Origin of the sequence: Chryseobacterium sp. GP-SGM7, assembly GCF_049166575.1 — a bacterium.
In the GTDB taxonomy this organism is placed as follows: domain Bacteria; phylum Bacteroidota; class Bacteroidia; order Flavobacteriales; family Weeksellaceae; genus Chryseobacterium.
Genome location: NZ_JBMHFF010000001.1, coordinates 1,611,992 through 1,631,324, shown reverse-complemented (window position 1 = coordinate 1,631,324; position 19,333 = coordinate 1,611,992). Strand labels below are relative to the sequence as shown.

At 33.2% G+C, this 19,333-nt stretch carries 12 protein-coding genes; 6 read left to right on the top strand and 6 right to left on the bottom strand.

Annotated elements, in window-relative coordinates; translation table 11 throughout:
* Window positions 1-56: 56 nt before the first annotated feature.
* The 3 genes from ACOOWA_RS07230 to ACOOWA_RS07220 all read right to left on the bottom strand — a co-directional run bounded on the left by ACOOWA_RS07230 (window position 57) and on the right by ACOOWA_RS07220 (window position 5,128).
* Window positions 57-2,252 (bottom strand): B12-binding domain-containing radical SAM protein, encoded by a 2,196-nt coding sequence (locus tag ACOOWA_RS07230; RefSeq protein ID WP_421374209.1) that lies wholly within the window; start codon window positions 2,250-2,252, stop codon window positions 57-59.
* Window positions 2,253-2,751: 499 nt separating this feature from the next.
* Complete coding sequence (locus tag ACOOWA_RS07225; protein ID WP_421374208.1) at window positions 2,752-4,014, bottom strand: aminotransferase class I/II-fold pyridoxal phosphate-dependent enzyme; 1,263 nt, start codon at window positions 4,012-4,014, stop codon at window positions 2,752-2,754.
* Between the two features lie 76 nt (window positions 4,015-4,090).
* Window positions 4,091-5,128, bottom strand: a complete 1,038-nt coding sequence (locus tag ACOOWA_RS07220) for a PLP-dependent cysteine synthase family protein (RefSeq protein ID WP_421374207.1) — start codon at window positions 5,126-5,128, stop codon at window positions 4,091-4,093.
* A 222-nt stretch (window positions 5,129-5,350) separates the two neighbouring features.
* Here ACOOWA_RS07220 and ACOOWA_RS07215 point away from each other — a divergent pair, with 222 nt between their 5' ends.
* The 6 genes from ACOOWA_RS07215 to ACOOWA_RS07190 all read left to right on the top strand — a co-directional run bounded on the left by ACOOWA_RS07215 (window position 5,351) and on the right by ACOOWA_RS07190 (window position 14,921).
* Window positions 5,351-8,836 carry a DUF2723 domain-containing protein gene (locus ACOOWA_RS07215; RefSeq protein WP_421374205.1) on the top strand — a complete coding sequence of 1,162 codons (3,486 nt, stop codon included), beginning with the start codon at window positions 5,351-5,353 and terminating at the stop codon, window positions 8,834-8,836.
* Between the two features lie 90 nt (window positions 8,837-8,926).
* Complete coding sequence (locus ACOOWA_RS07210) at window positions 8,927-10,417, top strand: hypothetical protein (RefSeq protein ID WP_421374204.1); 1,491 nt, start codon at window positions 8,927-8,929, stop codon at window positions 10,415-10,417.
* Window positions 10,418-10,536: 119 nt separating this feature from the next.
* The gene (locus tag ACOOWA_RS07205) at window positions 10,537-11,061 is read left to right on the top strand and encodes a DUF1697 domain-containing protein (RefSeq protein WP_421374203.1); all 525 of its coding nucleotides are present in this window, start codon (window positions 10,537-10,539) and stop codon (window positions 11,059-11,061) included.
* A 212-nt stretch (window positions 11,062-11,273) separates the two neighbouring features.
* A complete protein-coding gene (gene kdsA, locus ACOOWA_RS07200) occupies window positions 11,274-12,083 on the top strand; it encodes a 3-deoxy-8-phosphooctulonate synthase (protein WP_421374201.1) in 810 nt (269 codons plus the stop codon).
* A 43-nt stretch (window positions 12,084-12,126) separates the two neighbouring features.
* Window positions 12,127-14,352, top strand: coding sequence for a TonB-dependent receptor plug domain-containing protein (locus tag ACOOWA_RS07195; RefSeq protein ID WP_421374199.1), 2,226 nt, complete (start codon window positions 12,127-12,129; stop codon window positions 14,350-14,352).
* Between the two features lie 95 nt (window positions 14,353-14,447).
* Complete coding sequence (locus ACOOWA_RS07190) at window positions 14,448-14,921, top strand: DUF3347 domain-containing protein (protein ID WP_421374198.1); 474 nt, start codon at window positions 14,448-14,450, stop codon at window positions 14,919-14,921.
* Between the two features lie 30 nt (window positions 14,922-14,951).
* Here ACOOWA_RS07190 and ACOOWA_RS07185 read toward each other — a convergent pair whose 3' ends face one another.
* The 3 genes from ACOOWA_RS07185 to ACOOWA_RS07175 all read right to left on the bottom strand — a co-directional run bounded on the left by ACOOWA_RS07185 (window position 14,952) and on the right by ACOOWA_RS07175 (window position 19,054).
* The gene (locus ACOOWA_RS07185; protein ID WP_421374197.1) at window positions 14,952-16,070 is read right to left on the bottom strand and encodes an FAD-dependent monooxygenase; all 1,119 of its coding nucleotides are present in this window, start codon (window positions 16,068-16,070) and stop codon (window positions 14,952-14,954) included.
* A 589-nt stretch (window positions 16,071-16,659) separates the two neighbouring features.
* Window positions 16,660-17,526 (bottom strand): sigma-70 family RNA polymerase sigma factor, encoded by an 867-nt coding sequence (locus ACOOWA_RS07180; RefSeq protein ID WP_027385416.1) that lies wholly within the window; start codon window positions 17,524-17,526, stop codon window positions 16,660-16,662.
* Between the two features lie 736 nt (window positions 17,527-18,262).
* Window positions 18,263-19,054 carry a S1/P1 nuclease gene (locus ACOOWA_RS07175; RefSeq protein WP_421374196.1) on the bottom strand — a complete coding sequence of 264 codons (792 nt, stop codon included), beginning with the start codon at window positions 19,052-19,054 and terminating at the stop codon, window positions 18,263-18,265.
* Window positions 19,055-19,333: the final 279 nt, after the last annotated feature.

Here is a 19,333-nt window from a genome sequence, read left to right as displayed (position 1 = left end):
CAAGTTTAGATTCCTACGGAATGACAAAGTGAATGTATATTTAAAAATAGTATCTTCTACAAACTTAAAATAATTCCGTTCTCTTTTAATTGCTGAATTGGTTTTGAAAACCAAAATAATTCAAAATCTTCAAAATTTTCTTCAAAATTATTTTTAAGTTGCTGAAGTGTAATGCGTTTCGGATTTTCAAAAGTATTTTCTGAAATTACTTTTTTCAGCCAACCTGCTTTTTCCTGCTCCAATTCGATTTTTACAATGTTAGTTCTTAAATGGAACATAATTTTCGTATACGCCCATGAACTTTGCTTTTTTGTTTTTATGTAATTCTCAGCGATTACATTTTTGGCTAAAAATATGATTTTTGAATTTCCTTTAAAATTAAATTGGTCTTCATCCAATAAACTGTCATGAATATAATCGGGATGAATGGTTGTTTTTGGAATTTTAAAATCAAACCAATCCTGAAGAGGGATTTCGAAATTGATTCCGTGCATAAAGTTGAAAAGCGATTTTTTTAAACCAAAACTAAATTTACTATGATCGATTCCGGTTTTATCTTCAAAATCAATATCGTTGTTAGCAAACTTAATTTCCTGTTTTATCGGAGTTACTCCAAACTCTTCAGGATTTTGTCCGACCGGAGAATGTGCCGTCATTGCGAACTGATGCCAAAAACCACTTTGTAAAATTCCCATTTCAAAAAGCTGACGAACCATTTCTAAAGAATCCACCGTTTCCTGGATAGTCTGAGTTGGATAACCATACATTAGATAGGCATGAACCATAATTCCGGCTTCGGTAAAATTTCTTGTCACTCTTGCAACTTGGTCTACAGAAACTCCTTTATCAATTAATTTTAACAATCGGTCACTCGCAACTTCCAATCCACCCGAAACGGCAACACAGCCCGAAAGTTTTAGTAAAAAACATAAATCCTGGGTGAAGCTTTTTTCAAAACGAATATTTGTCCACCATGTAACTACCAGATTTCTTCGCAAAATTTCAAGTGCAACTTCTCTCATCAGAGCGGGTGGTGCTGCTTCATCAACAAAATGAAATCCTGTTTCACCAGTTGTTTTGATTAATTCTTCCATTCGGTTAACCAAAATTTTGGCAGAAATGGGCTCATAAATTTTTATGTAATCTAAAGAAATATCGCAAAACGTACATTTTCCCCAATAACAACCGTGAGCCATCGTGAGTTTATTCCATCTTCCGTCGCTCCATAAACTATGCATTGGATTGGCAATTTCAATAACGGAAATATATTTATCTAATTGTAAATCTGTATAATCGGGAGTTCCTATTTCTGATTGTTTATAATCGTGTTTGGTAGAATTATTTTTATAGGTAACTATTTCGTTTTCAATTAAAAAAGTTCTTTTGAATTGAGATTCTTCATTTAATTCTGCCTTGAAAATATTTTCATAAAGCAGTTCGAGAGGAACTTCTCCGTCGTCAAGAGTAATAAAATCAAAAAATTCAAAAACTCTTTGGTCATTAATTTCTCTCAATTCAGTATTTGGAAAACCACCACCCATCGCAATTTTAAGATGCGGATAATTTTCTTTTATAAATTTTGCTGAACGAAAAGCCGAGTATAAATTTCCGGGAAAAGGAATAGAAAAACAAACCAGTTTCGGTTGAACCAATTCTAATTTTTCCTTTAATATTTTTAAAGTGAAATCATCAATAAATGTTTGTTCGCTCTGTAATTTATTATACAGTTCATCAAAAGAATTGGCAGATTTTCCTAATCTTTCAGCATACCGACTGAATCCAAAATCAGAATCTATGTTTTCAACTATATAATCAGATAAATCTTCTAAGTATAAAGTAGACAGATGTTTAGCTTTATCCTGCAAACCCATATTTCCGAAAGCAAAATCCATATCATCAAGCTGATTGAAACGGGAAGCTTCCGGTAAAAAATTCATCGAACAGATCTGTCTCGCCAAAGTGGAATTTTTATTCTGAAGAAATAAAATAACCTGATCGATTGTTTTTAAATATTCTTCTCTCAAGGCAAAAATTCGCTGTGAATTTTCTGAAATATTTTGTACATCGATCTCTGTATCAAAAATCTTCTGAATTCCTTCTCTTGAAAATAGCTCTAAAATCACTTCAATTCCCAAATCCATTTGATAGCTTGAAATATTTTTGGTGTTGAGAAAACCTTTAATATAAGCGGTCGCCGGATAAGGAGTGTTGAGTTGCGTGAAAGGAGGAGTGATGAGAAGAAGGTCTTTCAAAAGTAATTTTTTGCAAATTTATTGTAAATGTTTTATTTTTTGTCACGAATGCAGTAATATTTTTTGTGTATAAAATAAATTGGCTCTTTGCAATTCTGTGTGGAAATTTTTTTTTGCCAAATTGATATCTTATTCTATTCTGGAAAAATATTTTTGTATTTCTTCTGTAAACGAAGTGCCTTTGTTTAACTTTACATATTACGAGTGTATTTCAAAAATACCTTGTTTATGTTTGTGATATTTATTTATTTATTTATTGCAACGGTAAACAAAGGTAGTATCCATAAATTTTGAAAATAATTTTAGGATAAACAAAGGCGTAAACTTATCAAAGAAATACCAAAATAAAATAGCCGAAAAACGAAATCCATAGTTTTTGGCAAAAAACCAATAAATTTGTGCATTCGTGTCAGAAATAAAAAACCGCTAGAAATTCTAACGGTTCTAAATTTATAATGTTGTTTAGGAGATTAGCAACGAGCCGAAAACCATCAGCAATTTACATTTGTTTGTATTCGATGTTCATTTGTTTTTCCATTTCTGCATATTGTCCGGATTCCAATTTTTCTTTAATTCCTTCAAAAGCAGCTAAAGTTTCGTTGATTTCTGAGTCTGTATGTGAAGCTGTAGGAATTAATCTTAACAAAATCATTCCTTTTGGAATTACAGGATAGACTACAACTGAGGTAAATACTCCGTAATTTTCTCTTAAATCTTTCGCTAAAAGTGTCGCTTCGATTGTTGTTCCCTGAATGAAAACCGGTGTAACACAAGTATTTGTGTTTCCAAGGTTGAAACCTCTTTCTTTTAATCCGTTTTGTAACTTATAAACGTTTTCCCACAATTTATCTTTAATTTCCGGGCGCGTTCTTAATAATTCTAATCTTTTTAAACCTCCGATTACCATTGGCATTGTTAAAGATTTGGCAAAAATCTGAGAACGAAGATTATATTTTAAAAATCTGATGATATTTTCATCTCCGGAAAGAAATGCTCCAAAACCAGCCATTGATTTAGCAAAAGTTGAGAAATACACATCAATCTGATCCTGACAACCTTGCTCTTCACCTGCTCCGGCTCCGGTTTTACCCAAAGTTCCAAAACCGTGTGCATCATCAACTAAAAGTCTGAAATTGAATTTAGATTTTAAATCACAAATTTCTTTTAGTTTACCCTGCATTCCTCTCATTCCGAAAACACCTTCTGTAATCACTAAGATTCCTCCACCGTTTTCTTCAGCAACTTTTGTCGCTCTTGCTAAATTCTTTTCTAAACTCGCAATATCATTATGTTTGAAAGTGAAACTTTTTCCCATGTGAAGACGAACTCCGTCAACGATACAAGCATGAGAATCTGCATCATAAACGATTACATCATGTCTTGTTACCAAAGCATCAATTGCCGAAACCATTCCCTGGTAACCGAAATTTAAAAGATAAGCAGCTTCTTTTTGAGTAAATTCTGCCAATTCTTTTTCTAATTGTTGGTGCTGTTGTGTTTCTCCGGACATTGCTCTTGCTCCCATCGGATAAAACATTCCGAATTCTGCTGCAGCTTTCGCATCAGCTTCCAAAACTTCAGGATGGTTACAAAGACCTAAATAGTCATTTGCGCTCCAGAAAATTACGTCTTTACCTTGAAATTTCATTCTCGGACCAATAGGACCTTCCAATTTTGGGAATACAAAATATCCTTCTGCGTAATCTGCAAACTGACCCAAAGGTCCTGGATTTTGTTTAATTCTTTCAAAAATATCTACCATTGTAATTAGTAAGTTTTATGTAAAAAAGCCTTTTATGATTTACAAAAAGGCTTGATTTGTATCTTTATTAAAAATTTTATTTGATGATTTCTGTCTTAAAGACTTCTTCATAATTGTGGAAACAATTATTGACGAAACCTTGCTCAGCCATCCATTTATCGCTGTACACTTTAGTAATATATCTTGATCCGTGATCCGGGAAGATTAAAACTACCAAATCTTTTTCTGAAAACTGATGAGAATTGGCATACTGCATTAATCCCTGTGTAACAGCTCCTGTTGTGTAACCTCCCATAATGGCTTCTTTCAAAGCAATTTCACGGGTTCTGTACGCAGACATTTCATCATTTACTCTTACAAATTCATCCACTTTATCAAACAAAAGAGCAGAAGGAATTAAATTTTTCCCCATCCCTTCAATTTGGTAAGGATGTACATCTTCTTTATGAATTTTTCCTGTTTCATGAAAACTTTTCAAAATAGATCCGTCTGCATCAACACCGATAATTTTAATATCAGGATTTTTTTCTTTCAAGAATTTTGCTGAACCCGACAAAGTGCCACCCGTTCCTGTGCAGGCAAAAAGATGGGTGATCTTGCCTTGAGTCTGCTCCCAAAGTTCCGGACCGGTAGTCTGATAATGTGCATCAATATTCAACTCATTAAAGTATTGATTGATGTACACAGAATTAGGAGTTTCAGCAGCAATTCTCTTTGCTACTTCATAATATGATCTCGGGTCATTCGCAGGTACATTCGCAGGACATACATAAACGGTAGCACCAAGTGCTTTCAGATAAGCTATTTTTTCAGGTTTTGTTTTGTCGCTCACCGCCAGAATACATTTATATCCTTTAATGATACAAACCATAGCAAGTGAAAAACCTGTATTTCCGGAAGTGGTTTCTACAACTACAGAATCTTCCTTTAATAAACCTTTTTTCTCAGCGTTTTCAATAATATGAAGTGCGATTCTATCTTTGGTGGAATGTCCAGGATTATATGATTCTAACTTGGCATAAATGGTTGCAGGTATTTCTTTTGTGACGGTATTTAGTCTTACCAAAGGAGTACTCCCAATTAAGCCAAGAATATTATCGTAAACATTACTCATTATTTGTTATTTTTCAATAAAAATCTGTCCGCAAAAATACAAAAAAATAAATAATTTTTGAACTTTTCGTAAATTATAAGTTCGCTATTTATATAAATTCTTGATTTATTTTTAATTATAGACAACCGAAGCAGACAAAAACTACGCCATTTTTTTTAAATTTTGTTAAAATTAATTCAAACTAATCTAAAAACCTTATTTTCGCATAATTGATTTTATACTATGAAAAACTGGACTTTTAGGCAATGGAACACCATTCTCGGATGGGTGACTTTCGTCATTGCATTTTTCACGTACTTATCGACCATAGAACCCAATTTTAGTTTTTGGGATTGCGGTGAATACATTTCTTCAGCAGTAAAATTAGAAGTAACGCACGCTCCGGGAGCTGCATTATTTCAGATTGTGGGAGCAGTAGCTGCCATTTTTGCTTTAGGTAAGGGTGAAAATTACTCAATCGTTATCAATGCAATGTCTGCATTATTCAGTGCATTTACAATTTTGTTTTTGTTCTGGACGATTACTCACTTTGTAAGAAGACTTCTCAATAAAGATTTTGAAGAAATTACAAGACATCAGGAAATATCCATTCTTTTTGCCGGAGTAATTGGTGCTTTGTGTTTCACTTTTTCAGATACTTTTTGGTTTTCTGCAGTGGAAGGCGAAGTTTACTCAATGGCGTCGATGTTTATTGCACTCTTGGTTTGGCTGATTACCAAATGGGAAAACGAATATCTGGAGAAAGACAACGAAAGATGGATTATTTTAATATTCTTTATTTTAGGGCTTTCTGTAGGAGTTCACATGATGGGAATGCTTGCAATTCCTGCGGTATGTCTGGTATATTATGCAAGAAATTACAAATTTACCTGGTTGAATTTCCTTTGGGCAAACCTTATCACTTTAGGAATTTTAATTATTGTTTTTAAAATTATTTTCCCTGTAATCATGTCATTATTCGGAAAATTAGAAATATTCTTCGTGAATGGTTTAGGACTTCCTTTCCACTCAGGAACCATTGCAGGTTTTATTATCCTGGTTGCGCTTTGCTATTTTATGATAAAATATGCGAGACAGGCGAAAAAAAATATTTTCCAGACTATAGCTCTGTCAATGGTTTATATGATTATCGGTTTCTCTTGCTGGATGGTAATTCCGATCAGAGCCAATGCAAATCCTCCGATGAATCTTAATGATCCTGATACTGCAATCGGTATGCTTGATTATTACAACAGAGAGCAATATGGAGACTGGCCCACAATTTACGGTCAAAATTACACGGCTTTCCTTGATGCAAACGGAATTCAGAAAAACGAGGACGGAAGTTTTAAAACTACCAAAACAGGGGAAGTTTACGAAAAAGACGAAAAAACCGGAACATACAGAAAAACAAGTGATCGTTTCAACTATGTTTTCGATAAATCTCATGTAAGTTTAATGCCGAGAATGTTCAACGATGATAAAGATGTAATGGCAAATTACATCTCAATGTACGGAGCACCGGATTTTAAATTTAATTATGCTAATGAAGATGTTGCAGACAGTCCTGAAGCAGAAGAAATCTTTAAAGAGCTTAGAGCTAAATACGAAGACGGATCTATTACGGCAGCAGATTATTTAAAAGTACGACCTTACAATTTAATCACTGTTCAGAAGCCTTCTTTGGCTCAGAATATGGAATATTTTATCTCTTTTCAAAACGGATATTATTTCCTGAGATATTTAATGTGGAACTATGTTGGAAGACAAAATGATCTTGAAGGAAACAGTGAAAACACAAAAGGAAACTGGATTTCGGGGATTGCTCCAATCGACAATGCACTTTGGGGAAATCAGGATGCAATGCCTGCAAAATTCAAAAATGAAAGTACAGTTGCATTCTTCTTTTTACCTTTACTTTTAGGGATTTTAGGATGTTATTTCCAGTTTAGCAGAGACTTCGGAAGATTCTATGCTATTTTATCTTTATTTATTTTAACAAGTGTCGGAATTATTTTTTACACCGGAGTAAAACCTTTTGAACCTCGAGAAAGAGATTACGCAATGGTAGGTTCATTCTACGCATTTGCCATCTGGATTGGTTTGGGAGCAGGAGCAATTCTTTGGTACTTACAATCTAAAGTAAAATCAAACGCTGCAAATATCGGTTTCGGAGTTATTTTATTGGGAGTTCCGTTTATGATGGGTTTCCAGAATTACAATGTACACGACAGAAGCAACAGATACACAGCTTACGATTATTCTTATTCAGTTTTAAAATCATTACCAAAAGAAGATATCTTATTTGTTTACGGAGATAACGACACGTATCCGGTTTGGGCAATGCAGGAAACAGAAAGATTCCGTGATGATGTGAAAGTGGTAAACTTTACCTTGCTTTCAACTCCTTGGAATATCGATCAGGTAAAAAGAAAAACATACAACGCAAATGCAATCCCAAGTCAGTTAACCCACGAAGATTACAGAGATGGTGTAAACGATCAAATCTATCTGATGAAAAACAACGACTGGAAAAATATTATTGCTAATCTTCAACAGGCCGGAGCTCCTGAAAGTGCGATTGCGCCATTCCAGAAATATTTGGTGAAAGATTCGATGACTTTAAAAGAGGCGATGGATTTTATTAAAATTAAATCTCCGGAAAAAGATGAAGTTTTAAAAATGATTTTTGGAGAAGAGCGTTACGACAAATATAATTTCCTTCCTGTAAATAAATTTGTAATTCCTGTAAACAAAGCAAATGCTCTAAAAGCAGGGATTATCAATGCTTCAGACCTTCCAAACACAGTCGATTACATTACCGTTGATTACAAATCAGGAACTCTATATAAGAACAACTTAATGATGTTTGATATTTTGGCAAATTTTGACTGGAAAAGACCAATCAATTTTTCTTCGGGAGGTGTTTATGATAAAGAAAATATCTTTTATCTGGATGAATATCTTCAGTTTGACGGTTTCAGTTACAGATTAGTTCCGATCCGTACGCCAAGAAGCGCAGACGGAGAAATGGGAAGAGTAGATGCCAACTCATTATACAATGTTGTGAAAAACTACAGATGGGGTAATTTCAAAGATTTGAAGGTTCATTTTGACGAAACCGCAACTTCAAATATTATGAGCTACAGAAGTTCAGCAAGCAGAGCAGCTGCTGCTTTAGCATTATCCGGTCAAAAAGTAAAAGCTTTAGAAGTACTAGATATTGCTGCAAGAGAAATTCCTGCTGAGAAATACAATGATCCTCGTTCTTTAAGTTCAATGGTTTATGGATATATTGTTGCCGGACAGGAAGAAAAAGGATTGAAATTGGCTGAAGTTCTTAAAAAAGGAATTTTCGAAGAATATGATTACTATCTTTCATTGAGCAAGTCTGAGCAAAGATTTGCAGGAAGCCAAATGAGATCAAAACCAATGGAATATTCATTGGTGGTGACTTCAGTTACAGATGCTTATAAGAAATTGGGGCAAAACGAAAAAGCGTATGCATATCTTGTGAAATCTATTGAACCAATTGATAAGAAATTTAATGTTTTCATCAAAGATCTTCAGCAGCTGGGCAAAGAAAAAGCAATGAAAGAATCTGAAAAAGTGCAGCAGATTACACCTTTTTATCAATATTTATTTGATGTGATGGAACCATTTGACTCTACTTATGCTAAAGAGAAGGAAGATCAGATTACCAATGCAATTATCAAAGCAACTCAATAATACAAATATCTAAAACGGAACTTCGGTTCCGTTTTTTTATGTTGATATTCCTGAAATTTAGAATTATATTTGTGCAACTAAAAAAACGCAATGGCTGAATCTCAAAACAAGAATCTCCCAATCTACGCTGTATTTTTTGCAATCATTGCAAAACTTTATTTTTTGCTGACGCACCATATTCAGGAGGATGCTTTCATCACTTGGCGGGTTGCTCAAAATCTGATGGATTATGGGGTGATCGGTTTCAACGGAGACACAAAAATATCGGCATCAACAACGCATTTTTATGTTTTTGTTTCTTATATTTTCAATGTTATTTTCGGGAAAGAAAATTTCATAGAACCACTTCTTATTTTTAATACAACACTTTTTACAATTGGAAGTTTATTTCTTTCAAATGTTTTGTTTAAAAACAATTGGCACAAAGCTATTTTTATATTTCTATTTGGAATTTTACCGCCTTCCATAAAAGTTTCAATCCTCGGAATGGAATATGGAATCCTGTTTTTCCTTGAAATGGCTTTGTTGTATTATGGCTTTAAAAAGGAGAAAAAATGGGTATTTCTTTTTCTTCCGACTTTAATCTTATTTACAAGAATTGATACCGTAATTTTCCTTGGAATTGTATTTTTAGTTGATGTTTTCTGGAACAAAAAAATCAGATGGAGCTATGTTTTTGGCGGAATTTTAGGTATTTTGGTTTGTGTTTCGTTCAATTGGTTTTATTTTGGTGAACTGGTAAATAATACGATTGTTGCTAAAAAATTAGCTTATGACAAGGTTTATACTCTGCATCAGAATTTCGAATATTTCAGATTAAATTATGGAAATTTTTGGGGAATGCTGAAATTACCGGGAAGCTTTAATCCATTCACAATTGTTATCATCCTTTTTGAACTTCTTTGTTTTATTTATTTAATCAGACAAAGAGATAAAAGAAATTATTTTTTATGGATAATTTTTCTTTTTGCTTGGTCTAAACAGATTATTTTTCTATCCCAAAAAAGTCTTTTCGATTGGTATTATTGGATTCCGCAGATATTGCTTTTTGTTCCTGTTCTGATCTTTGTTTTAGAGCAGAAAGTGAAAAGAAATATTTGGCTTAGTTTGTTGATTTTAGTTTATATTTTGCCAATGTTGGCTTTTCAAACAATTCATTCTATCGCAACAGGAAATGGCGAATGGAATTACAGAAGATCGATAGGTCTATTTTTAAACACTTACGAAAAAGACAAAAAACAATGGATTTTACTGGAACCGGCTGGATATGTTCCCTATTTTTCAGGTTTAAAAACAATTGATGAAGTAGGTTTGGTTGACAAACAGATTCAGACAGAAATTAAAAAAGATAAGCCAAATTATTGGCTCAATACGGTTAAAAACAGAAAACCAAAATATCTGCTTTCCTACAATAATCTTTTTGAAGGAAAAGATGCAGAATATTATAAAGAAAATTACCGTCTGCTGAATGAATTCAGAATAAAAGATTATCTGAAAAGCGATTACCCGATTTTAGAAAAAATTTATAAACTGAAACCTTCAGGATCAGACTATAATTTGTACGAAAAAATAAAGAAGTAATTTGGCTGGAAGCTATAAGTTAGATGCTGGAAGTTTATCACTTGATGTATATTTTCATCAATTCTAAAAACTCCAAAAGCTCCAAAATCAATCTCACCCTTAATCTCAAACTAAATTTAATGAAATACTGTGCATTTCTCCGCGGCATTAATGTGAAAGGAACTAACATGAAAATGGCAGAAGTTTGTCAGGTTTTCAAAGATGTCGGAATGGAAAATGCGAGTTCAGTTTTGGCATCAGGAAATATTATTTTCAGTTCAGATAAAAATGCCGAAGAGTTGAAGGTAATTCTTGAAAAAGCAATGTCTGAACATTTTAATTATGAGGCTTTTCTTTTCATTAAAAATTCAGAAGAAACAGAATTATTTTGGACTAAAAATCCGTTTGAAAAAAATGAAGCTTATCACACTTATGCATTTGTAGGAAACGAAAAAGTAGGAGATATTTTAATGAAGGAATTTGAAAACGCTTCAAAAACTGAAAACGAGAAAGGAGAAATTATCAACAATATGTTTTATTGGCAAGTTCTGAAAGGAAATACTTTAGATTCAAGTTTTGGAAAAATTCTAGGCAAAAAAAGTCTGAAAGATCAGTTTACCAGTAGAAACATCAATACTTTTGAAAAGATTCTCAAGAAATTTTAGTTTAAAATTCTCTCGCAAGTTTAGCAGATTATGCAGATTTTTGTTGTTAAAAATTAATTACAAAAGTTTAAAAATCTAGATGATCTGATACATCTGCGAGAAAAAAGTATTAAATTCAAAAGCTTAAAACTATTGCCACTATAGTCTGTTAAAGATTTCGGATTTCCGAACTTTCTCAGTATTTTTACTGAACTTTTAATTTAAATAAAATAATGATTCAACATTTAGATAACATACACCATAAAGATTCAAAAAACTTTTTCTTAATCGCAGGACCTTGCATTATTGAAGGCGAAGATATGGCGTTAAGAATTGCCGAAAAAGTAATTGAACTGACCGATAAATACAATATTCCTTATATTTTTAAAGGAAGTTTTAAAAAAGCAAACCGAAGCAGAGTAGATTCTTTTACAACAATAGGGGAAGAAAAATCTCTGGAAATCCTTAAAAAAGTAGGAGAAACTTTCAATATTCCGACAACCACAGATATTCACGAAAATGAACACGCAGCTTTGGCTGCAAAATATGTTGATGTTTTGCAGATTCCTGCATTTTTGGTTCGTCAGACCGATCTTTTGGTTGCTGCTGCGGAAACAGGAAAATGTGTGACGCTGAAAAAAGGACAGTTCCTTTCTCCGGAATCAATGAAATTTGCAGTTCAGAAAATTACAGATTCAAACAACGAAAAAGTGGCGATTATAGAAAGGGGAAATTCTTTCGGATATTCAGATTTAATTGTTGATTACAGAGGAATTCCCACAATGAGAAATTATGCGCCCGTAATTTTGGATGTAACGCATTCTTTACAGCAGCCTAACCAAAGCTCAGGAGTTACAGGAGGAAGACCGGATTTAATAGAAACCATTGCAAAAGCAGGAATTGTAGTAGGTTCAGACGGACTTTTCATAGAAACGCATCCGACTCCGGAAACCGCACTTTCAGACGGTGCAAATATGTTAAGATTAGATTTACTGGAAGATTTGTTACAAAAACTGACAAGAGTAAGAGAATCTATACTATAATTGTTAAAAAATACTTAATTTTAGAAATTATAAATAATTCCTTTTGAAAAAACTAGTTTTACCACTAATTCTCACCATGCCGGTTTTGGTGTTCTCACAAAATAGAAAAAGAGATACTACGGCAAGAGTTACCAATATTGAGGAAGTTGTTTTCCAGAAAAAAGTGACCGGGAGAACCAACGATGTGACCGCAGTAAGAATTTCTGCCAAAGATGCCAAAAATGTCGCAAGTATTTCCGGCGGTGTTGAAGGAATTCTGAAAACGCTTCCGTCGGTGAATTCAAATACCGAGCTTTCTTCACAATATATGGTTCGTGGTGGAAACTATGACGAAAATCTTATCTACATTAATGATATTGAAATTTACAGACCTTTTTTAATTAGAAATTCTCAGCAGGAAGGTTTAAGTATCATCAATCCGGATATGGTTTCCACAGTAAATTTTTCAGCAGGAGGTTTTGAGCCGAGATATGGCGATAAAATGTCATCGGCTTTGAATATTTATTACCGTGAACCTAAAAAATTTGAACTTTCGGGAGAAGCAAGCTTAATTGGAGGTAGATTAACAACTGGTTTTGCTTCCGGAAAAGAAGATGAAAACGGAAATAAAAAATTTACGGCTTTATTTTCCGGAAGATACAGAAATACCAATCTGGTTCTGAATACTTTAAATGAAGATACAGATTTTAACCCGGTTTACTACGATTTTCAGTCTTATCTGAATTATCACGTCAACAGCAAACTTTCATTTTCCTTCATAGGATATTATTCTAAGAATGATTATGATATGGTTCCGAAGGAAAGAAGCGTAGATTTTGGTTCTGTTAATCAACCCATCAATCTTTCTGTTTTTTATAATGGTAAAGAAAATGACCAGTATAAAAATATGATGGGAACGGTTTCTGCGAATTATAAAGCTTCAGATAAATGGAGATTTACTCTGGATAGTTTTGCGTATCAAAACCGTGAAAGAGAATATTATTCGATTGCTTCGAGCTATATTTTGCAGACTTTTGACCCGATTACAGGAGCTCCAATTACTTCTTACGATGTTGGTGGACAAATTGAGCATGCAAGAAACGATTTATTTGTGAAAACGTACGGAACACAATTCAGAACCCGTTTTTCGCCTAATGTAAATACGGATATTGAATTAGGATTTAAATATGAAAAAGAAAATCTGCAGGATTTAACCAACGAATGGAAATTGGTAGATTCCTCAGGTTACAGTATTCCGCACGCAATTGATGATCCTAGAATTCCGGATGCTTCAGACTTAGATTTATTTTACAGTATATCGGGAGCCAATCATGTTCAGCCCACGAGATTGTCGGCTTATGCGCAATATTCTCAGAAATTTTTCTGGGGATCCAGTAAAGTTTTGGTGAATGGTGGAGCAAGAGTGGCGCACTGGAGTTTTAATGATGAAACTATTTTCTCACCAAGAGCACAGTTTGCCATAAAACCTGAATGGAATACCGATATGTGGTTTCGACTTTCGGGAGGAATTTATTATCAGGCGCCGTACTATAAGGAAATTAAAGACCTGAATGGAAATTTTAATCCAAATATTAAATCTCAAAGATCAATTCAGGCGATTTTAGCCAATGAACTGGAATTTGAATACGATAACAGACCTTTCAAATTAACAACGGAATTGTATTACAAGAAAATGGATAATGTGATTCCGTATTACATGGATAATGTGAGAATCCGTTATTCAGGTAAAAATAATGCTTCTGGTTATGCTTACGGAGTTGATACAAGATTGTTCGGTGAATTTGTTCCGGGTGTAGATTCTTGGCTTTCTGCAAGTTATGCAAGAGTTTTTGAAAATATTGATGGAAGAGGAAATATTCCGAGACCGACAGATCAACGTTTCAGATTTGCAATGTTTTATCAGGATTATATGCCGAAATTCCCGCAAATGCGTGTAAATCTTACACTGACTTATGCGATGGGATTACCAAATGGAGCACCGGTTTTCACAGATCCTTACCAATATCAAAAAACTTTACCTTCTTATAAAAGAGTAGATTTAGGGCTTTCATATGCTTTTGTAGATGCTAAAGAGAAAAAGCAAACGTATGGTTTTCTGAGTAATTTTGATGAACTGACTTTAGGAGTTCAGGTTTTTAATGCTTTTAATATCAATAATACAATTGCAAACCAATGGATTACAGATGCGAATACAAGTTTAATGTATCCGGTTCCTGTTCGTTTGACAGGAAGATTCTTTAATGTAAAACTTGAGTTTAAAATAAAATAAAATAAGATTAAATGCCACGAATGCACGAATATTAAATTATTATATAAAATCATTCTTGCATTCGTGGCATTCAAAAAATAATTTTGTGAATTTACATGAAAAAATATATCATCACCTTTTTGTTTTCAATTTTTGCCGTTTTATCAATAACAGCGCAAATAAAAACCAATCCTCAACTTTCGAAATTATACCAAAATTATATTGCGGTAAAATCTGCTTTAGCTTCTGATGATTTTAAGAAAACTTCTGTTGCAGCCGGAGAACTTCTGAAAACGGCATCTTCAATGAATTCAAAATCTTTAGAAGAGAAAAAGTTGAATGCTTTAAAATCTGAGGCAAAAATAATTTCTTTGGCGAAAAATATTGAAGGTCAAAGAAAACCGTTTTACAAATTATCGGAAGTGATGATCGGAGTTGCCAATGAAAATAAAATTTCCGATAAAACCATTTATGTGCAGTATTGTCCGATGGCAGAAGGAAGTTGGCTGAGCAATGAAAAACAGATTGTTAATCCTTATTACGGAAGCTCGATGCTGAAATGCGGTTCTGTAAAATCTGAAATAAAATAAATTAGAAAAAATTCAACTTGAATTTCTTTTTTATATCTCTAATTTCAAAATCTGTTCAATCATTTTCTGATTTGTACTTTCGGGCATCGAACGCATCAAAAAATTCCTTAGTTGATTTCCTTTTTCCCACTGCGAGATTTTTCCAATAGTCCAACTGTTTTTAACAATATAATCCACTTTTTTTCTTCTGATTTTCTGAAACTCTTCAAAAACAAAATTGAAATCTTTATTTTTTTCTAAAAGTTTTCCAATCACATAAGCATCTTCAATCGACTGACAAGCACCTTGTCCCATATTTGGAGTTGTTGCGTGAGCTGCATCACCAATAAGACAAAGATTTTCTGCAAACCATTTTGGAATAGGAGTGAGGTCGATAATATCATTCAGAATAATATTTTCTTTTTGGGTTGATTGTAAAATTTCTAAAACCAACCCATTAAAATCTCTGAAAGCATCGATTAAATCAAGGTTTTCTTTAAATTTATTTTTATTCACTAAAGCATACCAGTAAACTTTATTTTCAGATAATTTTACAAAACCAAAACGTTTTCCTCTGCCCCAGATTTCCAAAGCATGATGACTGTATTTCTCAGGAAGATTAAAATAGGTTAAACCTCGCCAACATTTTTGTCCGGCATTTCTTATTTGTCCAGCTTTTAAAATCTGATTTCTGACTTTAGAATGAATTCCATCCGCTCCAAAAACAATTTGACTTTCAGTTTTAAAACCATTTTCAAATTCTAAAAGATAATTTTCTTTTTTCTGAATTTGCTGCAAAGAATGATTTAATTTAATATTTTCAAAACCCAAATTTTCAGCTAAAACATTCTGAAGTTCAGCTCTGTGAATCGCAACATTACAGGAATTAAACTTCTGTTCCAAAGCCAAAACATTGGTCGTCGAAATGGTTTTCAGCTTTTCATCGGTAATAAATATTCCATGAATTTTATTTCCTCTGCTTTCGATTTTTTCTTTTAAACCTAAAGTATCGAAAATCTGCATCGCATTTACTGCCATCATAATTCCGGCTCCGGCAGGTTTTATTTCTGGCGCAGATTCGTAGATCTTAAAATCTAAATGATGTTGCTTTAGAACATTTCCTAACGTTAAGCCGCCAATTCCGGCTCCGATGATTGAGATTTGATTCATTTTAATTCAAAATATGATGTCACGAATTCACTAATATTTTCCAGTTGCTTGTTAAAAATATTTGTGTTTTTGTGTCAAAGATTTAATTTAAGTTCTTCAATTTATTTAGTAATTGATTTTGCTTACTGATGAAATTTTCTAAACTATCTGTTTTCAGAGGATTTATATTCTGATATTGTTCAATTTCAGGAAGTGTTTTTCTGATTTTAAGAGCTTGGTAAAAACAGTAAATTTTAATGTCCGTTTTTAATCATAATACCGAAATCTACAGTCTTTTTGTCTTTCCTAAGGAATCTAAATCATTTTATTTCAGCGTGATGAGATTCTTTCAGAATGACAAAAATGGAGCTAAAAATTAAATTATTACAAAATTACGGATATACATACTTATATTTTTAAGTACTTTATTAAATTTAAATATTTTCTCGCAGATTTCGCTGATGAAGCAGATTATAAGTTAAAAATCTGCAAAATCCCCCAAATCTGCATGAGGCTTTAATTTATTAAAAATTAGTTAAAAAACTTTCAAATTCATAAAAAAACGGAGCCTGAAAAAATCAAGCTCCGCTAATCATTATGTAAACTAAAATTATTTACCTAAATAAGACTTCAAAATCTTACTTCTTGTATTGTGTTTCAGTCTTTTAATTGCTTTTTCTTTAATCTGACGAACTCTTTCTCTTGTAAGGTCAAAAGTTTCTCCGATTTCTTCCAAAGTCATTGGATGTTTTCCGTTCAATCCGAAATACAGTCTTACCAAATCAGCCTCTCTTGGCGTCAAAGTGTTCAATGCTCTTTCAATTTCAATCTGAAGAGATTCAAGCATCAGATCTTTATCCGGACTTGGAGATTCTCCGGAACGTAATACGTCATACAAGTTAGAATCTTCACCTTCCACCAATGGCGCATCCATAGACAAATGTCTTCCGGAGTTTTTCATTGATTCTTTGATGTCTTCCTCGCTCATATCCAAAACTTCAGCCAATTCTTCCGGAGAAGGTGGTCTTTCATTTTCCTGCTCAAGGTGAGCGTAAGCTTTGTTGATTTTATTGATCGAACCGATTTTGTTCAATGGCAATCTTACAATTCTCGACTGTTCTGCCAAAGCCTGTAAAATCGACTGACGAATCCACCAAACTGCGTAAGAGATAAATTTGAAACCTCTGGTCTCGTCATATCTTTTTGCAGCTTTCATTAATCCTAAATTCCCTTCGTTGATCAAATCGGGAAGAGAAAGTCCTTGGTTTTGGTACTGTTTAGAAACGGAAACTACGAAACGAAGGTTGGCTTTAATTAATTTTTCCAAAGCGGCTCTGTCGCCTGCACGGATTCTCTGTGCCAAATCTACTTCTTCGTCTGCCGTAATCAGTTCTACTTTACCAATTTCCTGCAAATACTTGTCTAATGAAGCGGTTTCCCTGTTGGTAACCTGCTTGGTTATTTTTAATTGTCTCATTTAATTTATGCTCAAAAATTGAGTTGCTATTATATTATACGTTTGAAACATTAAAAAGGTTACACACGTTACAATCTTTTTTTACTGAATTAATTTGAAGTAAGAAATTTAGTTGTAAATTATTCCGCTCTACAAAATTGCAATTGCGAAGAACGAAAGAATTCCGAATCAGGAGCTTAATCCCGCTTTCCACTGTATCTTTTTGGTAACAGTCTCCTCTTCGTTCCGCCTGCTACCAAAAAGGATGTCGTTTCTATCGGGGCTATGGTTGGAGTCATAAATTCAACATTCGAAAAAAATATGCACAGAGTTTGCCTTGCCGAAAGGATCTGAGCTGGAATGTTTCAATTATTTTCTTAACCTATGTTGAGATGTTTTTAAAATCAAAAAAAACCTCATAGGTTTCTAAAACCTATGAGGTTTGGAAGATAATTAAAAATCGAAACCGAAGTCCCGTTCAACATTTTAAAGGTACACTTAAAATTGATTTTTAAAATTTTATATCCCGAAAATATCTACAGAGTTTGTCATCCTGAAAGGATCTGAGCTGGAATGTTTCAATTATTTTCTTAAACTATGTTGAGATGTTTTTAGAATCAAAAAAACCTCATAGGTTTCTAAAACCTATGAGGTTTGGGAGAATAATTTCCATAAAAAATCGAAACCGAAGTTCCGCTCTACATTTTAAGGGTAAAAATAAAATTGACTTTTAAAATTCACCATTGACCTTTCACATTTAAAACAAATCATTCAACAACTTCGCCAATCTCAAACCTCCGTACAAAAGCTGTCTTTCCATAATATCATTAAATTTATACTGATAATCAAAAGATAATTTAGATCCATCCGGAGTTTGTGCATAGATTTTATTGGCAATCTGATGAGAATCGTACAACCAGTTTTCCAACGTTCCGGACTGAATCTGTTTTACTTCATCCTTAGTTTTAATATCCAAAAGATGAGCATATTCCGTATAACTGTATTTTTGGGAATCAACCAGTTTTCCGTCCCAAACTGAGTGCAGATTTGTTTTTTCTCCAAAATAAGTAACGTTAATTTTGTTTCCTCCCAAATCTTCAGATCTTCCGGTGTGCATGGGTTGCGCTAAATCTCCCATCATATGAATAAGGAAAATCAAAGCAATTTTTCTGTCTTTTTCAGAAGTTTTTTCATCCTTAATCTGGCTGGATAAAATTTTAATCTGTGAATAAAGATTCGCTCCAGCCTGAGCTTTCAAATCTTTTTCGAACAATGTAAAATCTGTTTTAGGATCGATATTTACATAATGCCAAGCTGAAGCCTGTTTCCAGGTTCCTGTAGTATCAGATTTTATAAAATCCGGCCAGTTTGCCCAATACGCCATTCTTTCCTGCCCCAACATTTTTCTGATTTCTCTTTTTGCTTTCCCGGAGAGATGGTTTTCTGCAATTTCTGCAATCACTCTGTGCCCCGTTAATCCCCATGCATAAGAATAAACTGAACTTGCAACGAATGCCAAAAGCAGAATTTTAGAATAAATACTTTTCATTTCTTTAAATTAATTTTCGAGTTGCAAAGATAAGTCAGCCTTATGGAAATTCAGGTTTAAAATCATTATTTGTTGGTTGTGTCATTGTTAATTTTATGTAAAATTCGTATTAGGAGTTTAGTTTTAATTTGACTATATTCAAAGAATATCTACTTTAATAAAGATTAATATATAAGCAAATCAATAGTTTAGATTTAATTTTAAGATTATGCCTGAAAAACTGGTGCAAATACTTTTTCAATATGAAGAGATAATTTATCTTTACAATACCAATCATGA